Raw genomic sequence first — 19,917 nt, 5'->3', positions numbered from 1 at the left:
TGGAGCGCCGGCCTGTGGAGAGCCGGCGACGCGGCGCTGCCGATGGGCGCACCATGCCGCCATGCTGCGCCTCGATCCGCACCTCGCCGTCTTCCGCAGCGCGCCCGATCGCATCGCGATCGGCGCGCAGCAGCCGGTCGCCGAGCTCGACGCGGACGACCCGACGCTCCTCGGCATCGCGGCGCTGACGCGCGGGGTCGTGCGCCGCGAGCTCGAGCACCTGCTGGGCGACGAGCCGGCCGCCGTGCTGCTGCGCGCGGTGGGCCCGGCGCTCGAGCCCGCGCCGCCAACGCTCGGGGTGCGCGTGCGCGGCCGCATCCCGCTCGCCGACGCGCTGCACCGCGCCGCGCGGCTGTCGGGCCATCCCGCGCGCGACGACGGGCTCGTGCTGCCGGTGGCGGCGTGGCGGCTGCCGGACGCCGAGCTCGAGCGGCTCGCGGCGTCGAGGCTCGCGCACCTGCCCGTCGTGGTCGGCGACGTCTGGGTGCAGGTCGGGCCGTTCGTGCCCGCGGGCGCCGGGTGTGCGCACTGCGCCCGGCAGGACGCGACGCGCCTGGACGGCGACGCCCTGCTCCCCGGCCACCTCACGCCCGTGCCGAGCCCGATCGCGGCGGCGCAGACGGTCGTCACGGTGCTCGGCGCCCTCCGCCGGGCGGCCGACGAGGCGCTGCCCGCAGGATGGGGCGCGCGCATCCGGCAGTGCGACGCCGCGGTCAGCGCGCTGCGGCGCTCCCGGGCGCGCTGCCCCCACCGATCTCGGCCAGGAACCGCGATGGCTGCCTGACGGCGTGCCCGGAGTGGCGCGCCCAGGTGAGCGAGAGCGACCGCTGCGCGCGGGTGATGGCGACGTAGAGCAGTCGGCGCTCCTCGTCGATCTCGGCGAGCGTCGTCGCGTGCGAGACCGGCAGCAGCCCCTCCGCGAGCCCGATCACGTGCACGTGCGGCCACTCGAGGCCCTTCGCGGCGTGGATCGTCGCGATCGTCACGGCCGCGAGCGTCGGCTCGTGCTCCGTCGCCGCGCGCCGCTCGAGGTCGCGCGCGAAGCCGGGCAGGTCGGTGCCGCCCGCCTCCTCGGCGAGCGTGACGAGCGCGTGCAGCGCATCCCACTGGGCGCGCTCCTCGCCGTGGGTCGCGGGCGGCGAGGCGGAGTAGCCGAGCCCCATGACGATGTCGGCGACCGCCTGGAACACCGGCCTGCCGTCCGCGGGCGCGCTCCGCAGCATGAGCACGGCGCGCTTCACGACGGGTATCTCGAAGAACCGCGTCGATCCGCGCACCGTGGACGACAGCCCGACGCCCGCGAGCGCCTGCTCGAGCAGCCCCGCCTGCGCGTGGAAGCGGGTGAGCACCGCGATGTCGCCCGGGTCGGCGCCCGCGTCGACCTGCGCGCGGCACGCGGCGGCGACCGCGGCGGCCTCGGCGGAGTCGTTGCCGTGCACGGTCGCGCTCGGCTCCCGCCCCGGCTCGCCCGACGCGGCCGTGAGGGTGAGCGCGTCGCGCCCGCGCATGAGCCGGTTCGCGCAGCCGACGATAGCCGCGGTCGAGCGGTACGACCGCTCGAGCCGCACGACCTCGGCGTCCGGGTGGTCGTGGACGAAGCGGTTGAGGCTCGCCGGGTCGGCGCCGGCGAAGGAGTAGATGGTCTGGCTCGGGTCGCCGACCACGCACACGTCGCGCCGCTCGCCGAGCCACGCGGCGAGCAGCCGCTGCTGCACGGGCGAGACGTCCTGGTACTCGTCGACGGTGAAGTGGCGGTAGCGGGATCGCACCTCGTCGGCGACCACGGGCTCCCGCTCGAGCATGCCGGTGGTCGCGAGCAGCACGTCCTCGAAGTCGATCTGCCGCCGCTCGTCCTTCACGCGCTCGTACGCCATGTGGAGGTCGATCATCGCGTCGGGGGCGATGCCCGTCGGCATCGGGCGGATGCGGGCCTGCAGCCCGTAGTCCTCCATCGTCATCGCCTGCGACTTGCGCCACTCGATCTCGCCGGCCGCGTCGCGCAGCTGCGCCGTCGGCAGCCGCAGGCGCAGCTGCGCCGCGGCGTCGGCGAGCAGCGACGCCTTCTGCGGCAGCAGCCGCGGCATCGCGGAGCCGGTGAGCCGCGGCCAGAAGTGCGACAGCTGGGCGAGCGCCGCCGCGTGGAAGGTGCGCGCCTGCACCCCGCCGGCACCGAGGCGCGCGAGCCGCGTGCGCATCTCCCCCGCCGCCCGGCTCGTGAACGTGAGCGCGAGCGAGGCGTGCTCGGCCTGCTCGCCGGTCGCGACGCCGTAGGCGATCCGATGCGTGATCGCCCGCGTCTTGCCGGTGCCCGCGCCCGCGAGGATCGCGACGGGACCGCCGAGCGTCGTCGCCGCCTGGCGCTGCTGCTCGTCGAGGCCGGCGAGGATGCGGTCGGCGTCGGTCAGCACGCGATCGGTCACGCGGGTCGGGCGCCGCGCGCGAGCCAGGCGTCGAGGATCCACGACGCGATCGAGGTGCGGCCCGGCAGCTGCACGGCGCCCGCCCGCAGCTCGTCGCGCGTGAACCAGCGGACGTCGAGGATCTCGACGCCGTCGGGGCGGATGGTGCCCGGGTCGTCGGCGACGCACTCGAAGCCGATCATGAGGCTGCGCGGGAACGGCCAGGGCTGCGAGCCGAGGTAGTGCGGCTCGACGACCTCGAGCCCGGTCTCCTCCCGCACCTCGCGGACGACGGCGGCCTCGAGCGACTCGCCCGGGTCGACGAAGCCCGCGATGAGCGAGTAGCGGCCCTCGGGCCACGCCGCGTTGTGGCCGAGCAGGATGCGCTCGTCGGCCCGGTCGTGGATCGCCACGATCACGGCCGGGTCGGTGCGCGGGAAGTGGGCGCCGCCGTTCGCGTCGCGGCGCACCCAGCCCGACTCCTCGAAGTCGGCGGGGCTGCCGTCGATCGGGCTGTGGTGGCTCTCGCGCTGCCAGACGCCGAGCGCGACCGCCTGCACGAGCGCGCCGGCGTCGGCGTCGTCGAGATCGGCACCCACCTCGCGCAGCGAGCGCCACTCGGCGCCGGGCACGTCGAAGGGCTCGGCGACGAGCATCGACAGGATCGCGCCGCCGACCGTGCCGTCGGCGCCGACGGCACGGCCGAGCCAGCTGAGCGGCACGAGCAGCTCGACGTCGGCGGGCAGCGCGTCCGGGGCGAACCGCACGAGCGCGCCGTCGCGCACCGGGGCACGATCGCCAGCGACCGCGATGATGCGGGTCGAGGGGTCCTCGAGGGCGCGGTCGACCGCATCCGGCGCGAGCCGCGACGCGTGGTCGCGGTCGAGCGCCGATCGGGCGAGCGGGGGAACCTGCACGTCACCTCCGTCGCGTGGCGCGGCCCCCGACGGTCGAGGGCGGCCTAGCCTGGCATCCATGAGCACGAACCCCTTCACTCTAGCCGCGCTCGCCACCACCGCCGTCGACGGCCTGACGGTGGTCGGCGCGACCGAGGACGGCTCGGACGAGCACCGCTCGGTCGTCGCCGCGCGCCTCGCCGACGGCGAGACCGTGCAGGTCGTGCTCCCCCGCTCGGTCGCGGCGCTCCGCACCGCGCAGGCCCACGCCGCCGCGCTCGCGGCGCTCACGCTCGCGACCCGCTCGCGGCTGCCGTTCGAGGTGCCGTCGGCGCTCGGCACGGCCGAGGCGGGCCGCTCGACCCTCTTCGTGCTCACCCGGCTGGGCGGCGCGACGATGCGGCTGCAGGACATCTCCCCCGCCCGCCCCGGCCTCGCCACGAGCGTCGGCCAGGCGATCGCGGCGATCCACGAGCTGCCGACGTCCGTCGCCGCCGACGCCGGCCTGCCGCACGAGACCGCGCAGGCGCTGCGGCAGCGGCTGCTCGACACCTTCGACCGCGCGGCGGCCACCGGCTCGGTGCCCGCGGCGCTGCTCGAGCGCTGGGAGGGCGCCCTCTCGGACGACCGGCTCTGGCAGTTCAAGCCCGCGCTCGTGCACGGCGACCTGCAGGCGCCCGCGTTCCGCGTCGAGGGCGCGCGGGTCGTCGGGATCGACGGCTGGCACGCGCTCGCCGTCGGCGACCCCGCGCGCGACCTCGCGTTCCTGCTCGGCTCGAACGAGTTCGGCAGCGTCGACGAGGCGTTCGACGCGCACGCCGCGGCGCGCGGCATCGGCGACCGGCAGCTGCGCCAGCGCGCGATGCTGCACGCCGAGCTCGACGTGGCCCGCTGGCTGCTGCACGGCGTCGACTCCGGTGACCGGTCCGTCGTCGACGACGCATCCGGCATGCTCGCGTCTCTCGTGCAGCGCGTCGACCGCGACCCGGGCGCCGCGATCGCGGCGAGCCAGCCCGAGACGATGGACCTCACCGGCGTGCAGCAGTACCTCGGTGAGACGGGCCCTGTCGACGGCGCGAGCGACGACGACGCGGACCGCGCGCCCTCAGCCGACCGCTGACGCCGCCGCGACCGCCCGCTGCGCCCGCAGCCAGCGGTCCTCGAGCTCGGCGAGCGATTCGATGCGCGACGGCCGCACGACGCGGTCGTGCTCGACGAAGTAGAGCTCCGCGTCGACCAGGTCGGGGTCGAGCCCCGCGTGCGCCGCGTAGGCGGCGCGGTAGAGCGCGAGCTGCAGCTGCCGCGCCTCGAGGTCGGCGTCGCCGGAGGGCAGCCTGCCCGTCTTCCAGTCGACGACCGTCGCCCGCTCGCCGTCGCGGTAGACGGCGTCGATCTTGCACACGACCGTCGTGCCGGCGAGCGGCAGGTGGATCTCGAGCTCGGTCTCGGCCGGCTCGCGGTCGCCGTAGGGCGAGGCGAGGAAGGTGCGCTTGAGCTTTTCGAGCCGGTCGGCGTCGATGCCCACGAGCTCCTCGTCGAGCGCCTCGTCGTCGACGGCGTCGCCGAGGCCGATCGCGCTGCCGCGCCGCTCCACCCAGCCGTGGAAGAGCGTGCCGAGCCTGGTCGCCGCGAACGGCTCCTGCGGCATCGGCCGCGCGATCTGCTGCGCGACCGCGACCGGGTCGGCCGCCCAGTCCTTGAAGCCGGATGCGGCGATGCGCGTCGGGAGGGCGAGCGGCGTGGCCGAGCGGTCAGCGAGCAGCAGCGCGATGGCGTCGTCCCACGGCGTCGGCGCCGACGCATCCGCGGCCCGGACCGCGGCCGCTGCCGCCTCGATCGCCGCCCGCCTCGGGCCCAACGGGTCGACCGGCCACGCGAGCGAGGGGCTGCGGTCGCCGAGCGGGTTCTCGGCGCCCTTCGCGGGCGGCTCGAGCAGCTCGGCGCCCATCGCGCCCGCGGCGAGCTCGAGGAGCCGCTTCGGCTTCGCGGGGGTGCGCGCCATGCCGTACCACTGCGCGCCGGAGAGCCACAGCGCCCGCCGCGCGCGGGTGACGCCGACGTACGCGAGCCGGTCCTCCTCCGACTGGAAGTGGTCCCAGAGCGCCTCGAGGAACCGCTCGCGCGCCGTCGCGTAGTCGAGCTGGGTCGCGTGGCCCCGCCACTCGAGCCGCGGTAGCAGGTCGGCGTCGCCCCGCAGCGGGTAGGGCAGCGTCGCGTGCGTGAGCCAGCCGAGCGGCTGGTCGTCCTGCTTCGCGGCGGCGAGCCGCGGCAGCGCCACGACGTCCCACTCGAGCCCCTTCGAGGCGTGCATCGTGAGCACCTGCACCCAGCCGGGCTCGGGCTCGGGCTCCGGCACGTCGGGGCCGCGCCCCGCCTCGAGCACGTCGAGGTAGGTGAGGAACGCCTCGAGCGAGCCGCGCTCGTCGGCAGCGGTGAACGCCTGCACCTCGCGCGCGAAGGCGTCGAGCGCGCCGTGCGCGTGCGGGCGCTTCGCCGCGACCTCGATGTCGAGCCGCAGCGCCTGCTCGACGCTCCGCACGAGCTCCGGCAGCGGCATCCCGGCGCGGCGGCGCAGCTCGCGCAGCAGCGCGCCGGCCTCCCGCATGCGTGCGAGCCCCGCGTCGGTGGCGCCCTCGAGCCGCGGGACGTCGACGAGCGCGTCGAGCGCGTCGACGATCGACACGTGCGCCTCCGGCGCGATCGCGCCCCGGTCGGCGCTGCGCTGCTCGTCGCTCAGCCCGGCCTTCGCGAGCATCGACGCCCGCCGCTGGAGCGCCGCGAGGTCGGCGACGCCGACGCGCCAGCGGCTGCCGGCGAGCAGCCGCACGAGGCTCGACCCCTCCTCCGGCCGGCCGAGCACGCGCAGCGCGGCGACGAGGTCGACGACCTCCGGCTCGTCGAGCAGCCCGCCGCCGCCCGAGCGGAACACGCGGATGCCCTCGGTGCGGAGCGCCCGCGTGAGCTCGATGCCCTGCGCGTGCGAGCGCACGAGCACGGCCGCGGTGGTCTCGGAGCCCGCGACGCCCGCGCCGTGGGAGCGCAGCCACCCCGCGAGCTCGCGCGACTCGTCCTCGATCGTCGGCAGGTGCCGCACGACGACATCGCCGGGGCCTGCGCCGTCGCGCGCCGCGAGCCGCCTGACGGGCACGCCAGGCTGCTCGGGCAGCCGGGTCGCGACGGCGTGCGCGAGCCGCAGCACGTCCTCGTCGTTGCGCCAGCTCGTCGAGAGCGTGAGCGTGCGCTCGACCCGGAAGCGCTGCGCGAAGAGCGCGAGCGTGCCGGCGCTCGCGCCGCGGAAGCCGTAGATCGCCTGGTTGGGATCCCCCACCGCCATCACGGGCGACCCGTCGAACAGCGCGTGGATCAGCTGCAGCTGCAGCACCGAGGTGTCCTGGAACTCGTCGAGCAGCACCGCGCGGTGGCGGGCGCGCAGCTCGTCGACGGCACCCGCGTGCGCGCTCACGGCATCGAGCGCGAGCCGCACCTGGTCGCTGAACTGCACGGCGCCGCGGCGGCGCTTCGCGTCGTCGAACGCGTCGACGAGGTCGGCGAGCGGATCGAGGCTCGAGACCCGCTCGACGTCCTGCGCGATCGCCTTCGCGTGCGCCGCGCGGAAGGCCTTCGGCTCGTCGGCGGTCGGCAGCGCCCGGAGCGCCTGGAAGCCCTCCGGGTAGCGACCACGGCGCAGCTCGTCGGTCGAGACGCGGTGGTCGCCGAGCGAGCCGGCGAGCTGCACGACGCGGTCGGCGACGGTCTCGGCGCGGCCGAGCGCGGCGAGCCGGAGGTCGTCGGAGGCGCGCGCGACCCGCAGCGCGAGCAGGAACGCAGCGGGGTCGGTGAGCACCTCCGACTCGGGATCGCGCCCGATCAGCAGCGCCCACTCGCGGAACAGCGCGCTCGCGAAGGAGTTGTAGGTCTGCACCACGGGCCGCCGGGTCGCGGCCACCTCGGGGTCGACGAGCCCCGCCTCGCCGAGCGCGCGCAGCTCGGCGGTCAGCCGGTCCCCGAGCTCGCGCGCCGCCTTGCGGGTGAAGGTCAGGCCGAGCACCTCGTCGGGCGCGACACTGCCGTTGGCGACGAGCCACAGCACGCGCTGCGCCATCGTGTGGGTCTTGCCGCTGCCCGCGCCCGCGACCACGAGCGTGGGCTCCTCCGGAGCCTGGATGACCGCGATCTGCTCCTCGGTCGGGCGCTGCGGCGCCCTCCCGCGCACGGCGGCGATCGCCTCGGTGATCTCGATGGCGCTGATCACTCGGTGACCTCCGGGATGACGTGGATGGCGCACTGGCCGAAGCTGTAGTCGCCGCTGCAGTGCAGCTCGGGCCGCGCCACGAACGTCGCGCCCCCCATGGTGTCGATGGCCGAGCGGATGTGCGCGCGGAACGCATCAGCCACCTCGTCGAACGGCTCGGAGTCGACCGTCTTGTCGCGCCGCGCGAGCTTCGGCATCACGAGCCGCGCGGACGTGCGGCCGCCCGCCTCGATGCCCTCGATGCCGCCGAGCGCGACGGCGAGCTGGTAGGCGAGCAGCTGGAGGTTGCCCAGGCCCGGCACCTCCTTCGGCACGCGCTTGCCGGTCTTGAGGTCGACGATGCGCACCTCCCCCGACGGTCCGTGCTCGATCCAGTCGATCGCCCCGGAGAGGACCGCGCCGTCGACCTCGACCGAGAAGCGCGCTTCGCGCTCGTCGCGCTCGATGGTCCAGCCCGCGCCGCGCAGCACCTGGAAGTAGCCCGCGAGCGCGCCCGCCATCGGCACGACCTCCTCGCGCTGCTGGGCCGCCTCCCACTCGGAGGGGTGGGCGAGCTCGGCGAAGCGGGCGTCGACGGCCGCCTCGATCGCGGCCGCGTCGGTCGCGTCGACGTGCTCGACCGCGTCGTGCACGATCGTGCCGAGCGCCGCCGCCCGGTTGGAGGTGCTGCCGGCGATGCGGTTCACGACCCACGAGAGCTCGCACTCGACGAGGCCCTGCAGCGCCGAGGGGCTCACGCGCACCTGCTCGCTCGCGTCGAGCCGCTCGGCGGTCGTGACGCCCGCGAGGCCCGCCCACTCCTCGGGCGCGGCACCCGGCACGCCGGCGTCGGCGAGCCGCCGCAGCGCCGACGCCGCCTGCTCGGCATCGGGCCGGCGCTCGACCACGCGCCGTCGCAGGCTCGCCACGAGGGAGCGCAGGGAGTGCCAGCCGTCGTCCCTGCCCGGGGCGGGCTCGGGGTCGATGCCGCCGACGAAGGGCGAGGGCTGCTCGTCCTCGCTCGCGACCGCCGTCAGCAGCACGGCGGCGCGCGCGCTCGCGACCGTCTTGACGAAGGTGCGGAGCTCGTCGTGGAGCACGCCGGCGCGGGCGTCCTCGCTCGGGTCGCCGTCGAGGCGGTTCGCGCCGAGCAGCGAGCCGCGGAGCCGCAGGTTGGGCCAGACGCCGTCCTGCAGGCCCGCGACGATCACGGTGTCGAGCTCGCGCCCGACGAGCTGGCCGGGGGTGCCGATCGCCACGCGAGAGCGCTCGGCGCGCGCCGCGAGCGAGTCGTCGTCGACGCTCGACGCGAGCCACGCGTCGACGAACGCACCGGTGTCGGCGTCGGGCCGGCGCTCGATGAGCCGTGCCACCTGGTCGAAGAGCGCCACGACGGCGTCGAGCCGGCGGTTCGCGAGCGCGCGCTCGACCGTGGTGCCGCCGAGCGCGGCGCGCCGCCAGCCCTCGGCGACGCCCGCGGCGCTCCACACCGCCCACAGCACGCGGTCGGCGCCCGCCGGGTCGGTCGCGCCGAGCAGCGCCCCGGCATCGGCGAGCATGCGCGCGAGCCGCCGCGCGGCCGCGGCGCCCTGCCGCGCGTCGGCGAGCCCCTCGAGCTGCGCCGGGTCGCCGGCGACGGCGGCCGCGATCGCGGCGCGCACCAGCTCGGCGCCCGCGACGTGCACCTCGCCGCCCGCCGCGACGATGCGGTGCCGGAGCGCGCGCTTGAGCCGCCGCACCGCGAGCGCGTCGAGCCCGAGCAGGTCGCTGCGCAGCAGCTCCTCGGCGAGCTGCGCGTCGAGCTCGCGGCGCCCCGTGGCGACGGCGAGCACGCGCACGAGCGCCTCGACGACCTCGGTCTCGCGCAGCCGGGTCGGTCCGCCGGAGGCGACGGGCACCTCGAGCGCCGAGAGCAGCGACCCCATCTCGGCGGCCGCCCGCCCGGTGCGGGCGATGACGGCGATGTCGTCGAACGCGACGCCGTGCGCGCGGCGCTCGTGGATGAGCCGCGCGATGCGGCGCGCCTGCTCGTCGATCGACTGCGCGACGTGCAGCTCGAGCTCGTCGTCGCCCGCCGTCGCGCGCGCGGCGGCGCGCCGGTGCGTGCCGGCGCCCGCGGTGCCGATCCCCTGGACCGACGCCGCGAGGAAGGCGCGCACCCGCGCCCCGTGGCGGTGGTCGACCTCGAGCTCGAGCCGGTGCCCTGGCTCGCGCGCGAAGCCGAGCCGCGCGGGCAGCGCGGCGAGCAGCGCGGGGTCGGCGCCGCGGAAGCCGCCGGTGGTCGTGTCGGGGTCGCCGAAGGCGATCACCGTCGCCCCGCGCGACCGGAGCGCCTCGAGCACGACGACGGCGCCCTCGGTGAGCTCCTGCGCGTCGTCGACGAGCACGAGGCTCGGGAGCGGCACCGTCGTCTGGACGATCGCCGTCGCCGCGCGGCGCAGCAGCGACGCGGCGGTCATCGCCTCGGCGCCGCGTCGCTCGAGCCGCTGGAGCCGCTCGAACTCGTCGAGGAACCGCGCGGCGGCGGCCCACTCGGGCACCTCGCGCGCCGCCGCGAGCGCGGCGAGGTCGGCGGCGTCCATCCCCCGCTCCTGCGCGGCGGCGAGCAGCTCGCGCAGCTCGGCGCGGAAGCCCGCCTGCTCGCGGACCTCGTCGTGCAGGTGCGGCGGCCACTCGGGGCCGGTGGCGATGCCGGCCGCGGCGTCGTCGGCGTGGCCGGCGAGCATGGCGGCGATGATGCGGTCCTGCTCGGCGCCCGAGAGCAGCTGCGGCACGGGCCGCTCGTCGGCGAGGGCCGCAGCGCTCAGCAGCGCGTGCGCGAACGACGGCATCGAGCGCGCGAGCGGCCCGGGCGTGACGAGCGCGGTGCGCTGCGCGAGCCGGTCGCGGAGCGCGGTCGCCGCCTGCCGGGAGCCCGCGACGACGAGCAGCGATGCCGGGTCGAGGCCCCGCGCGAGCCGGTCGGCGGCGAGCTCGACGAGCGTCGTCGTCTTGCCGGAGCCCGCGACGCCGAGCACGATCGCGGACGCCCGCCCGTCGAGCGCGAGCACGGCGCGCTGCGAGGGGTCGAGGCCCGCGCCGGCCGGGGCGACCCGCTCGGCGGCGGGTGCCTCCGGCAGGTCGGCGATCGCATCGGCGAGGGGCAGCAGGTCGAGCACGACGCCACGGTAGCGGCGGCCGCCGACACGGCCGGGAGCCGCTCCGGGCGGCGGCGCTTCGCCCTCGGCGGACGCGGCCGATCGCCCGGCCGGCATCGCCTATCCTGAGGCCATGGACATCCGCATCGGCATCAAGGACTCGCCCCGCGAGATCGCGTTCGACTCGGCGCAGACGGCGCAGGAGATCGAGTCCGCCGTCATCGCCGCGCTCGGCGCCGGTCACCTCACCCTCGACGACGCGAAGGGCCGCCGGTACCTCGTGCCGAGCGCGCAGATCGCCTACGTCGAGATCGGCAGCGAGACGACGCGCAAGATCGGCTTTGTGGCCTGATGCCCATCCTCGTCCTGGTGCCGATGGTCATCGGCGCGGCGATCGGCCTGACCGCGCGGTACCTGCTGCCCGGCAGGCAATGGGTGGGGCTCTTCCTCAACCCCGCCGCCTCCGCCGCGGCCGCCGGCATCGTCTGGACGATCCTCCGGCTCGCAGGGCTCGCGAACGACAACGGCTGGCTCTGGATCGCGAGCCTCGCGGCGGCGCTCGCCGTGGCGCTCGTGCTGCCGCGCGTGCTCCCCCCGCGCCGCGAGCGGGCCGACGCCGCCTACCTCGCGCAGCTGACCCGCGCGGCCTGACCCGCGCGGCCCGCTCGGCCAGGCGCTCAGGCCGTGAGGCCCAGCTCGTCCATGCGGCGGGTGTGCGACGCGACGATGTCGTTGAACGCCGGCTCGAGCCGCGGCTGGCTCGGCACCGCCCGACCGGAGTCGTCGGGGCCGTTGACCGCCAGGTACATCTGCAGCAGCGCATCCCCGACGATCCGGCGGCCCCACACGGCCAGCCGGTCGGAGAGCCGCGGCGTCGCGACGATCGCCCGCTGCAGCAGGTGCACGAGGTGCGGATGCGTGGACTCGCTGCGCAGCGCGCGCAGCATGGCGTCCTGGTCGTCCTCCGGCAGTCCGGGCGCGATCGAGACGAAGAAGTCGACGAGCAGCCCGCTCGCGACGTGCAGCGCGAGCACCTGCTCGTACCAGTCGGCGCCGGCGATCGCGTCGGCGAACGAGCGGGTCGTCTCGGCGAAGGGGCGCATCGCCTCCTCCGCGTCGACGTGCTCGCCCTCGAGGATGTGCGCGAACGCTCCTGCGCGTGCGGCGTGGATGCGGACGACCTCCGCGAGCGCGACGCGCGACTCGAGCGAGGGTGCCTCCGCGAGCACGCGGCCGGCCTTCGCGACGAGCTCGAGCTCGAGCCCGAGCGCCTGGCCGACGAAGGGCACGAGCGCGGGACGCACGTCCGAGAGCAGCACGCGGTCGCCCACGACCGGCACGCGATGCTGACGGAGCAGCTGGCGCGTGACGTCGCGCGGCGTCCGGTCGAACCACTTCACCACGCTGAGGAGTCTAGGGGCGCGGAACACCCCGCCCACGCATGCCGCGGGTAGGCTGGTCGGAGCAACCCGAACAGGCGGAACACTCCCTTGACTTTCCAAGACCTCAACATCGATGCCGACATGGTCCAGGCGCTCGCCGACCGCGGCATCCTCGAGCCCTTCCCCATCCAGACGCAGACGATCCCGCTCGCGCTCTCCGGCCAGGACATCATCGGCCAGGCGAAGACCGGCACCGGCAAGACCTTCGCGTTCGGCCTCCCCCTCGCGCAGCGGCTCGGTGCGGAGCCGCCCGCCGGAGTCCAGGCGCTCATCGTCGTCCCCACGCGCGAGCTCGCCGTGCAGGTGACCGAGGACATGGAGATCATCACCTCCAACCGTCCGACGACCATCGTCTCCATCTACGGCGGCAAGGCCTACGAGGGCCAGATCGAGCAGCTGAAGGCCGGCGCGCAGATCGTCGTCGGCACGCCCGGCCGCCTCCTCGACCTCTCGCAGCAGCGCATCCTCGACCTCTCCAACGTCAAGGAGATCGTGCTCGACGAGGCCGACAAGATGCTCGACCTGGGCTTCCTGCCGGACGTCGAGAAGATCTTCTCGAAGGTGCCGGCGGTGCGGCACACGATGCTGTTCTCGGCCACCATGCCGGGACCGGTCGTCGCGCTCGCCCGCCGCTTCATGGCGCGCCCGCTGCACATCCGCGCGACCGACGTCGACGACACCATCGCGCAGGCCAACATCGAGCACGTCGTCTACCGGGCGCACGCGCTCGACAAGGACGAGGTCATCGCGCGCATCCTGCAGGCCGAGGGCCGCGGCAAGACCGTGGTCTTCACCCGCACGAAGCGCGCCGCCGCGCGCATCACCGAGGAGCTCATCGACCGCGGCTTCCAGGCCGCGGCCGTGCACGGCGACATGAGCCAGGAGGCGCGCGAGCGCGCCATGGCGTCGTTCAAGGCCGGCAAGAAGGATGTGCTCATCGCCACCGACGTCGCCGCCCGCGGCATCGACGTCGACGACGTGACGCACGTCATCAACCACACCATCCCCGAGGACGAGATGGCGTACCTGCACCGCGTCGGCCGCACCGGCCGCGCCGGTCGCACCGGCATCGCCGTGACCTTCGTCGACTGGGAGGACCTCCACAAGTGGTCGGTCATCGACCGCGCGCTGGAGTTCGGTCGCCCCGAGCCGGTCGAGACGTACTCGTCGAGCCCGCACCTCTACACCGACCTGAAGATCCCGCAGGGCGTGAAGGGCCGCCTGCACGCGACGCCTCCCAACAAGGAGGCGAAGCGCGAGGGCGTCGCCCCCGGCGGCCGCTCCGAGCGCGGCCGCGGTGGCGAGGGCCAGCGCAGCGGCGACAGCCAGCGCAGCAGCGACGGCGAGCGCAGCGAGGGCGGCCGACGCCGCAGCCGCGGCGGACGCGGCCGCGGCGCCGAGGGCGCTGCCCCGACGACGGATGCGCCGGTCGCCGAGGGGCGCGGCACGCACGACGGCGGCGGCAACGAGCACCACGACGGCAACGCGTCGCCCACGCGCCGCCGTCGCCGGCGCAGCCGCTCCGGCGGCTCGACGCCGCCCGCCCAGGGCTGAACCAGCGCTGACAAGGCGCCGAGCTAGTCGAGCTCGGCGCCCCAGCGCCCGAGCGCGTCGATCGCCGCCCGCAGGGCGAGCCCGCGCTCGGTGAGCGCGTAGGCCCTGGTGTTGTGCGTCAGCGGGAGCCGGGCCAGCACGCCGGCCTCCTCGAGCTCGCGCAGCCGGGTCGCGAGCATGTTCGTCGGCACCCCGAGGTCGCGCTGCAGGTCGCCATAGCGCTGCGGCCCGTCGAGCAGCCGCTCGACGATCCGCAGCGCCCAGCGCGCTCCCACGACCTCGAGGGCGGCCGCGAGGTCGCTCACGCGTCGGGGGCTGCGTCCGGCTTCATCCAGAACGGCGAGTAGTGGTAGCCGTCCGGGTCGTCGAACTGGCGCTGGTACATGAAGGGGTAGTCGTCGGTGTCGCCGATCCGGCCGCCCGCGGCGCCGGCGCGCTCGACGAGCTCGTCGACCGCCTCGCGGCTGCCGAGGTCGAACGAGACCGTGACCTTCGACGGGGTGTCGGGACCGCCGATGACCGACTCGACGCCGCCGACGCTCGCGTACATCTCGCGGCTGCCGAGCATGACGTACTGCTCGGGCGCGATCTGGAAGCACGAGACGTTGTGGTCGGACATCTCGGCGTTGAGGGTCCACCCGATGGCGGTGTAGAAGGCGGTCGCGCGCTCGACGCTCTGGACCGGGCAGGTGATGAAGAGGCTCATGCCGCTGATGCTTGCAAAATGCAAGTGCCGTGTCAAGGCCCCGTCGCGCGCGGCGAGGGCCCGGGAACGACCGGCGCGAAGCCGGTCGCGCGCCGCACGATCTCGGCGAGCACCGCCGGCTCGGTCGTGTGCTCGCCCAGCACGTTGGGCTTGCCCGAGCCGTGGTAGTCGCTCGAGCCGGTGACGAGCAGCCCGAGGCGCTCGGCGTCGACGAGCAGCTCCCGCTGGGATCGCGCGTCGTTGTCGCGGTGCCAGATCTCGACGCCGGCGAGGCCCGCGTCCACGAGCTCGCCGAGCACGCCCATCCGCATGACGGGCCTCCCGCGCGCCGCGGGGTGCGCGAGCACGGCGACGCCGCCGGCATCCGCGATGATGCGGATCGCGTCGACCGGGTGCGGCGCGTGGTGCGGCTGGTAGTAGCCGCCCTGCCAGTGCAGGATGCCCTCGAACGCCGCTGACCGGTCGGGGACGATGCCGAGGGTCACGAGCGCGTCGGCGATGTGCGGGCGGCCGATCGTGGCGCCGGGCGCCGAGTGCTCCTCGACGTGCCGCCAGGTGAGCGGGTAGTCGCGGCCGATCGCGCGCACCATGCGCTCGGCGCGCTCGACGCGCTCGAGCCGGATGCGCTCCCGCTCCCCCACGAACGCGGCCGAGACGGGGTCGAGCAGGTAGCCGAGCACGTGCACGCTCGCGGGGCCGATCTGCGACGAGAACTCGACGCCCGGGATGAGCGCGACGCCCGTCTCCATCGCGGCGTCGGCCGCCTCCTGCCAGCCCGAGACCGTGTCGTGGTCGGTGAGCGCGACGACGCCCAGCCCCGCCGCGGCGGCGGCTCGCACGACGTCACCGGGCGCATCCGTGCCGTCCGACTCGCGCGAGTGCGCGTGCAGGTCGATCGGGCCCCTGCGCACCCAGTCGTCGTCCATCCGGCCAGCCTATTCCGGCCGGTCGGGGGACGCGCTCCACAGGCCCCGCATCGACCGGTGTCCTACGCTCCCGATGTGCTCGCGATCCTCGGCTGGCTGCTCGCCATCGTCATCGCGGCGTGCCTGCTGGTCGCCGCGTGGCCGCAGGCGCTCGGGCTCGAGCAGGCGCCGGTCGTCGCCCAGGTCGTGTCGATGCGGATCGGCGTGGTCGGCATCGCGCTCGTGCTCGCGATCGTGTTCCTCTGCTTCGTCGGCTGGCGGCGCGTGCGGCCCTTCGTGCTCGGCGTCGTCTCGCTGCTGCTCGTCTTCGCACTCGTCTCCGGCGGCGTCCATGCCTCGCGCGGGCTCGACGACGACCAGGCGATCGACGGCGACGGCGGCGACCTCGTCGTGCTCACCTGGAACACCCTCGGCGACGAGCCGGGCGCCGAGGAGGTCGCGCGCATCATCGACGAGACCGGGGCGGACGTCGTGATGCTGCCCGAGACGACGCTGCCGCTCGGCGTCGGGGTCGCGGAGCTGCTGCGCGAGCGGGGCAACCCGTTCTGGGTGCACACGACCGAGTACTCCCCCTCCTACGGCGCGCTCAACACGACGCTGCTCATCTCGGCGGCGCTCGGCGAGTACACGACCGACAGCTCGGTCGGCGGCACGCGCACGCTGCCCACCGTCGTCGCGCGACCCGACGACGGCGATGGCCCCGTGCTCGTGTCGACGCACCCGGTCGCGCCCGTGCCGCAGCAGATGCGGAACTGGCGCGCCGACCTCGAGTTCGTCGCCGGCCTCTGCGACGGCTCCTCCTCGGTCGTGATGGCGGGCGACTTCAACTCCACGCTCGACCACTGGGCCTCGCTCGGCGCCGACGGCGGCGACCTCGGCACGTGCCGCGATGCCGCGAGCGCGGTCGGCGCGGGCGCGGTCGGCAGCTGGCCGACGTGGGCGCCGTCGTGGCTCGGCGCGCAGATCGACCACGTCGTCGCGACCCCCGACTGGGAGCCGGTCGCCGCCCGGGTGCTCACCGGGGTCGACGGCGCCGGCACCGACCACCGGCCGGTGCTCGTGCAGCTGCGGAGGACCGGCTAGCGGTCGGCCGTGCCGCCCTGCTCGGCGTCGTCCGCGGCGTCGCGCACCGCCTCGCGCAGCTCCGCCCCGGGCGCCGGGCGCTCGTCGCTCGTGAGCGCGCGGATCGCGTCGAGCACGGCCTCGGCCGCCTCGCGAGTGGCGAGCGGCCGGAAGTGGCCGCTCGCGCGCAGCCGCACGCCCTGCATCCCCTCCGGGATCTCGTTGCCCGGGATGTGCGGGTCGATGCGCGGCAGGACCACGCGGATGCGCGCATCCGCGACGCGCTCCGCGGCGAGCGCGAGCAGCACCTCGCTCGACGCGTCGAGCTCGCGCACCCACGTGCCGGGGATGAAGCGGGCCCGCGCGGAGCCGGCGAAGGGGGTCGCGAGCGCGACGAGGCCGTCGGGCTGCGGCATGTCGGGCTCGAGGGCGCGGTCGACGAGCACGCGCTTGCCGATCAGGCCGCCCTTCGAGTGGCCGACGAGCACGATCCTGGCGTGCGGATGCTCGGCGGCGACGCGGTCGACGACGTCGCGCACGATCGGCGCCGACTCGAGCACGGGCGCGAGGTTGCGGTCGAGCTCCGGGACGAAGCGCACCGCGTGCCCCGCGTGCACGAGGTGCTTCGCGAGCGGCTCCATGAAGTGCCACCGCTCGACGACCCCGGGCACGAGCACGACGTGCACGCGCGCATCCGCGGGACCGGTGAGCGACGGCGGCCGGCGGTCGAACCACGAGCGCACGTGCTGCATCGCCGCGAAGCGGTAGTCCCCCGCCCAGACGAGCGCCTCCCCTGGCATGAGCCGCGCGCTCGGCCGCGGACGCTGCGCGGTCATGCCGAGAACTCCATCACCATGCGCGCGACCGGCTCGGCGCCGGTCACCATCGCCTCGTGGCCCTTGCCGCGCGCGATCCGCAGCTCGGCGTGCGGCAGCAGGCCGCACACCTCGGCGGCCCAGTCCTCCGGCACGACCTTGTCCTCCTCGCCGCGGATGACGAGCGTCGGCTGGAGCACGCGCGGCAGCACGTCGCGCAGGTCGTGCGCGAGCATCGACCGCAGCTTCCGCAGGTACCAGCGCAGCCCGGTCTGGGCGTACATGCGCGCGCCGACGAGCGCGACGATGGGCGGGTCGTTCGCGAGGTCCTGCAGCAGCCGCCACGCCTGCTGCCAGCCGCTGCGCTCGCGCGGGTTGACGGTCGGCGCGATGAGCACGACGCGGTCGACGGCCTCGGGGTGCCGCGCTGCGAGCTCGGCCACCACCTGGGTGCCCATCGAGTGGCCGAGCGCGATCACGGGCTCGCCGACGATGCCGCGCAGGGCGTCGGCGACGAAGTCGGCGAGCTCGGGCATCGGCATGCTCTCGGCGGGCTCGGGCGATGCGCCGAAGCCGGGGAGGTCGAGCGCGATGACGTCGAGCTCGGCCGAGAGCGCCTCGCGCAGCAGCCCGAAGTACTGCTGCCCCATGCCGATGCCGTGCACGAGCAGCACGATCGGCGCGCCCTCGCGCCGCCAGCGGCGCAGCAGCAGCACGTGATCGCCGTCGACGTGGGAGGCGACGGCGGCGTCGACCGCGGTGTCGGCGACCTCGCGCCACTCGGCGAGGCCAGCGGGGGTCGGCACATGCATCCCACGAGGGTACGGCGCACCGCCTGAGCCTGTCCTGCGTCGCGCTGGCGGCTCAGGCCGCCGCGTCGGGCAGCTCGCGGAGCGCCCAGAACGGGCCGATGACGACGAAGAACGCCGAGACGACCTGCCCGACCGCGCCGATCCACATGGTCGGGACGACGCCGAGCCAGGTGCCGAGCACGCCCGCCGCGAGCGCCGCGATCGGCATGACGCCCCAGACGCAGAAGCGGATGGACGCGTTCATGCGCCCGAGCAGCCGCGAGGGCGTGATGCGCTGGCGGAAGGTGACCTGCGTGATGTTGTAGAGCAGCACGGTGAAGCTCGCGACGAACCCCTGCGCGACGAGCAGCGGGAACGCGACGGACGGGAACGCCGCGGCGAGCGGGAGCAGGCACGCGACGACGCTGAACGCGATCGCGCTCACCGGGATGGCGCGCGCCTCGCCGATGCGGCGCACGATGTGCGGCGTCGCGACCGCGCCGGCGAAGCCGCCGATCGCCCCGAGCGAGAAGATCACGCCCATCGCTGCGGGGGTGAGCCCGAGCTCGCGCAGCAGGAAGATGGGGAGCAGGGTGAACGACAGCGTGCTCGAGAGGTTGAAGACGGCGGTCGTCGTCACGATGCGGCGGAGCAGCCGGTTGCCGAACACCCAGCGCAGGCCCTCGCCGATCTCCTGCAGGATCGGCCCGCGGTCGTCGGCGGCGCGCGGCTCCTCGTGATCGCGCGTGAGCAGCAGCGCGACGAAGGACGCGACGTAGGTGCCGACCGTGGCGAGGATCGCGAACGGCGCGGCGACGAGCCCGACGAGCCAGCCGCCGACCGCGGGGCCGCCGATGTTGGCGAGCTCGTAGGTCGCCTGCAGCTTGCCGTTCGCCTCGGCGATCTGGCCGGGCCGCACGAGCGACGGGATGATGCTCTGGTACGAGACGTCGAAGAAGACGGTGGCGACCCCGACCACGAGCGCGACGGCGTAGAGGTGCCACATCTCGAGCAGCCCTGCCCACCACAGCAGCGGCACGACGCCGAGCGCGACCGCGCGCACGGCATCCGCCCAGATCATCACCCGGCGCTTGCGCAGGCGGTCGATCCAGGCGCCCGCGGGCAGCCCGACGACGAGGAACGCGGCGACGCCCGCGGCGTTCAGGAAGCCGACCTCGAGCTCGCTCGCCCCCAGCAGCAGCACCGCGAGCACCGGGATCGCGAGCTCGGCGACCTGCGATCCGAGCTGCGCGAGCGCCTGGCCGCTCCAGAGGGTGAGGAAGTTGCCGTCGCGCCAGAGCGAGCGGTCCGCGCGCTCCCCGACGGCTTCCGATCGAGACATGTCGATCAGTGTGCGCGCTCGATTGAGATCTGTCAATCGCTCGCGTAGGGTGGCGGCATGGGCGACGACCGGATCGAGCTGCGGGCCGACGATCCCGACGCCCGCGCGCAGGCGATGGCGCGGGCGCTCAGCTCGCCGCTGCGGCTCCGCGCGCTGCGGCTGTGCGCGTTCGAGTCGCGCACGAACAAGGAGCTCGCCGAGCTGCTGGGCGTCAACCCCGGCACGATGCTCCACCACGTGCGCACGCTCGTGCAGACCGGCTTCCTCGCGGCCGAGCCCGAGCGCGCCGGCGCCGGCGGCGCGCGCGAGGTGCCCTACCGCGCGACCGGGCTCTCGTGGCGCACCTCGATGCCCGAGGGCTCCCCCGTGCTGGTCGAGACGTTCCTGCAGCAGATCGAGGGCCTCCCGCCCGACCAGCTCGACGCGAGCTGGATGGGGCTGAAGATCGACGACGCGCACCGCGAGGAGTTCGAGCGACGGCTGCACGCGCTGCTCGACGAGTTCAAGGAGCGCGGCCCCGACCCCGACGGCACGACCCTCGGGTTCTTCGCCGCGCTCTACGCCGACCGCAACCCGCCCTCGGCGCGCGGCTGAGGCATCCGCCGCCACCGACCTC

The 19,917-nt window shown here is 75.4% G+C and carries 18 protein-coding genes; 7 read left to right on the top strand and 11 right to left on the bottom strand.

What is annotated here, in order from left to right; translation table 11 throughout:
- Nucleotides 1-61: 61 nt before the first annotated feature.
- Nucleotides 62-784, top strand: coding sequence for a hypothetical protein (locus ABIB37_RS09765; protein ID WP_354259812.1), 723 nt, complete (start codon nt 62-64; stop codon nt 782-784).
- Here the strand turns inward: ABIB37_RS09765 and ABIB37_RS09760 are convergent.
- Nucleotides 714-2,420 (bottom strand): ATP-dependent helicase, encoded by a 1,707-nt coding sequence (locus ABIB37_RS09760; RefSeq protein WP_354259809.1) that lies wholly within the window; start codon nt 2,418-2,420, stop codon nt 714-716. The two genes, ABIB37_RS09765 and ABIB37_RS09760, sit on opposite strands and share 71 nt — an antisense overlap.
- Nucleotides 2,417-3,316, bottom strand: coding sequence for an NAD(+) diphosphatase (nudC, locus tag ABIB37_RS09755; RefSeq protein ID WP_354259806.1), 900 nt, complete (start codon nt 3,314-3,316; stop codon nt 2,417-2,419). The genes ABIB37_RS09760 and nudC overlap by 4 nt, the downstream gene beginning before the upstream one ends.
- A 58-nt stretch (nt 3,317-3,374) precedes the next feature.
- Here nudC and ABIB37_RS09750 point away from each other — a divergent pair, with 58 nt between their 5' ends.
- A complete protein-coding gene (locus ABIB37_RS09750; protein WP_354259803.1) occupies nt 3,375-4,415 on the top strand; it encodes a phosphotransferase in 1,041 nt (346 codons plus the stop codon).
- On the opposite strand, the gene ABIB37_RS09745 is transcribed toward ABIB37_RS09750, so the two are convergent.
- Together ABIB37_RS09745 and ABIB37_RS09740 are read right to left on the bottom strand one after the other, a co-directional pair.
- The gene (locus tag ABIB37_RS09745) at nt 4,401-7,547 is read right to left on the bottom strand and encodes an ATP-dependent helicase (RefSeq protein ID WP_354259800.1); all 3,147 of its coding nucleotides are present in this window, start codon (nt 7,545-7,547) and stop codon (nt 4,401-4,403) included. The genes ABIB37_RS09750 and ABIB37_RS09745 overlap by 15 nt on opposite strands.
- The gene (locus ABIB37_RS09740) at nt 7,544-10,684 is read right to left on the bottom strand and encodes a PD-(D/E)XK nuclease family protein (protein WP_354259797.1); all 3,141 of its coding nucleotides are present in this window, start codon (nt 10,682-10,684) and stop codon (nt 7,544-7,546) included. Before ABIB37_RS09740 ends, ABIB37_RS09745 begins: the two co-directional genes overlap by 4 nt.
- A gap of 112 nt (nt 10,685-10,796) precedes the next feature.
- Between ABIB37_RS09740 and ABIB37_RS09735 the strand changes: the two genes are divergently transcribed.
- Together ABIB37_RS09735 and ABIB37_RS09730 are read left to right on the top strand one after the other, a co-directional pair.
- A complete protein-coding gene (locus ABIB37_RS09735) occupies nt 10,797-11,015 on the top strand; it encodes a DUF3107 domain-containing protein (RefSeq protein WP_123698315.1) in 219 nt (72 codons plus the stop codon).
- Nucleotides 11,015-11,314, top strand: a complete 300-nt coding sequence (locus ABIB37_RS09730) for a hypothetical protein (RefSeq protein ID WP_354259794.1) — start codon at nt 11,015-11,017, stop codon at nt 11,312-11,314. The genes ABIB37_RS09735 and ABIB37_RS09730 overlap by 1 nt, the downstream gene beginning before the upstream one ends.
- Before the next feature lie 26 nt (nt 11,315-11,340).
- Here ABIB37_RS09730 and ABIB37_RS09725 read toward each other — a convergent pair whose 3' ends face one another.
- Complete coding sequence (locus tag ABIB37_RS09725) at nt 11,341-12,066, bottom strand: ferritin-like fold-containing protein (protein ID WP_354259791.1); 726 nt, start codon at nt 12,064-12,066, stop codon at nt 11,341-11,343.
- Between the two features lie 87 nt (nt 12,067-12,153).
- Between ABIB37_RS09725 and ABIB37_RS09720 the strand changes: the two genes are divergently transcribed.
- Nucleotides 12,154-13,659: a DEAD/DEAH box helicase gene (locus ABIB37_RS09720; protein WP_354259788.1), complete on the top strand. Its 1,506-nt coding sequence runs from the start codon at nt 12,154-12,156 to the stop codon at nt 13,657-13,659.
- A gap of 23 nt (nt 13,660-13,682) precedes the next feature.
- On the opposite strand, the gene ABIB37_RS09715 is transcribed toward ABIB37_RS09720, so the two are convergent.
- The 3 genes from ABIB37_RS09715 to ABIB37_RS09705 are packed head-to-tail and all read right to left on the bottom strand — an operon-like array spanning nt 13,683 to nt 15,291.
- Nucleotides 13,683-13,964 carry a winged helix-turn-helix transcriptional regulator gene (locus ABIB37_RS09715; RefSeq protein WP_354259785.1) on the bottom strand — a complete coding sequence of 94 codons (282 nt, stop codon included), beginning with the start codon at nt 13,962-13,964 and terminating at the stop codon, nt 13,683-13,685.
- A complete protein-coding gene (locus tag ABIB37_RS09710; RefSeq protein ID WP_354259782.1) occupies nt 13,961-14,365 on the bottom strand; it encodes a VOC family protein in 405 nt (134 codons plus the stop codon). The genes ABIB37_RS09715 and ABIB37_RS09710 overlap by 4 nt, the downstream gene beginning before the upstream one ends.
- A 32-nt stretch (nt 14,366-14,397) precedes the next feature.
- A complete protein-coding gene (locus ABIB37_RS09705; protein ID WP_354259780.1) occupies nt 14,398-15,291 on the bottom strand; it encodes a PHP domain-containing protein in 894 nt (297 codons plus the stop codon).
- Nucleotides 15,292-15,366: 75 nt separating this feature from the next.
- Here ABIB37_RS09705 and ABIB37_RS09700 point away from each other — a divergent pair, with 75 nt between their 5' ends.
- Nucleotides 15,367-16,374, top strand: a complete 1,008-nt coding sequence (locus ABIB37_RS09700) for an endonuclease/exonuclease/phosphatase family protein (RefSeq protein WP_354259777.1) — start codon at nt 15,367-15,369, stop codon at nt 16,372-16,374.
- On the opposite strand, the gene ABIB37_RS09695 is transcribed toward ABIB37_RS09700, so the two are convergent.
- From ABIB37_RS09695 to ABIB37_RS09685, 3 genes are read right to left on the bottom strand one after another with little or no spacing between them, the layout of a single operon-like run.
- Nucleotides 16,371-17,189, bottom strand: a complete 819-nt coding sequence (locus ABIB37_RS09695) for an esterase/lipase family protein (protein WP_354259775.1) — start codon at nt 17,187-17,189, stop codon at nt 16,371-16,373. The genes ABIB37_RS09700 and ABIB37_RS09695 overlap by 4 nt on opposite strands.
- Nucleotides 17,186-17,980 (bottom strand): alpha/beta fold hydrolase, encoded by a 795-nt coding sequence (locus tag ABIB37_RS09690; protein ID WP_354259773.1) that lies wholly within the window; start codon nt 17,978-17,980, stop codon nt 17,186-17,188. The genes ABIB37_RS09695 and ABIB37_RS09690 overlap by 4 nt, the downstream gene beginning before the upstream one ends.
- Nucleotides 17,981-18,032: 52 nt before the next feature.
- Complete coding sequence (locus ABIB37_RS09685; protein ID WP_354259770.1) at nt 18,033-19,301, bottom strand: MFS transporter; 1,269 nt, start codon at nt 19,299-19,301, stop codon at nt 18,033-18,035.
- Nucleotides 19,302-19,358: 57 nt separating this feature from the next.
- On the opposite strand from ABIB37_RS09685, the gene ABIB37_RS09680 reads away from it, so the two are divergent.
- A complete protein-coding gene (locus ABIB37_RS09680; protein ID WP_354259767.1) occupies nt 19,359-19,895 on the top strand; it encodes an ArsR family transcriptional regulator in 537 nt (178 codons plus the stop codon).
- Nucleotides 19,896-19,917: the final 22 nt, after the last annotated feature.

The sequence above is a fragment of the Agrococcus sp. UYP10 genome, from assembly GCF_040547205.1.
Classification (GTDB): domain Bacteria; phylum Actinomycetota; class Actinomycetes; order Actinomycetales; family Microbacteriaceae; genus Agrococcus; species Agrococcus jenensis.
The sequence above is the reverse complement of the archived record's forward strand: the minus strand, read 5'-3'. Positions and strand labels throughout refer to the sequence as shown.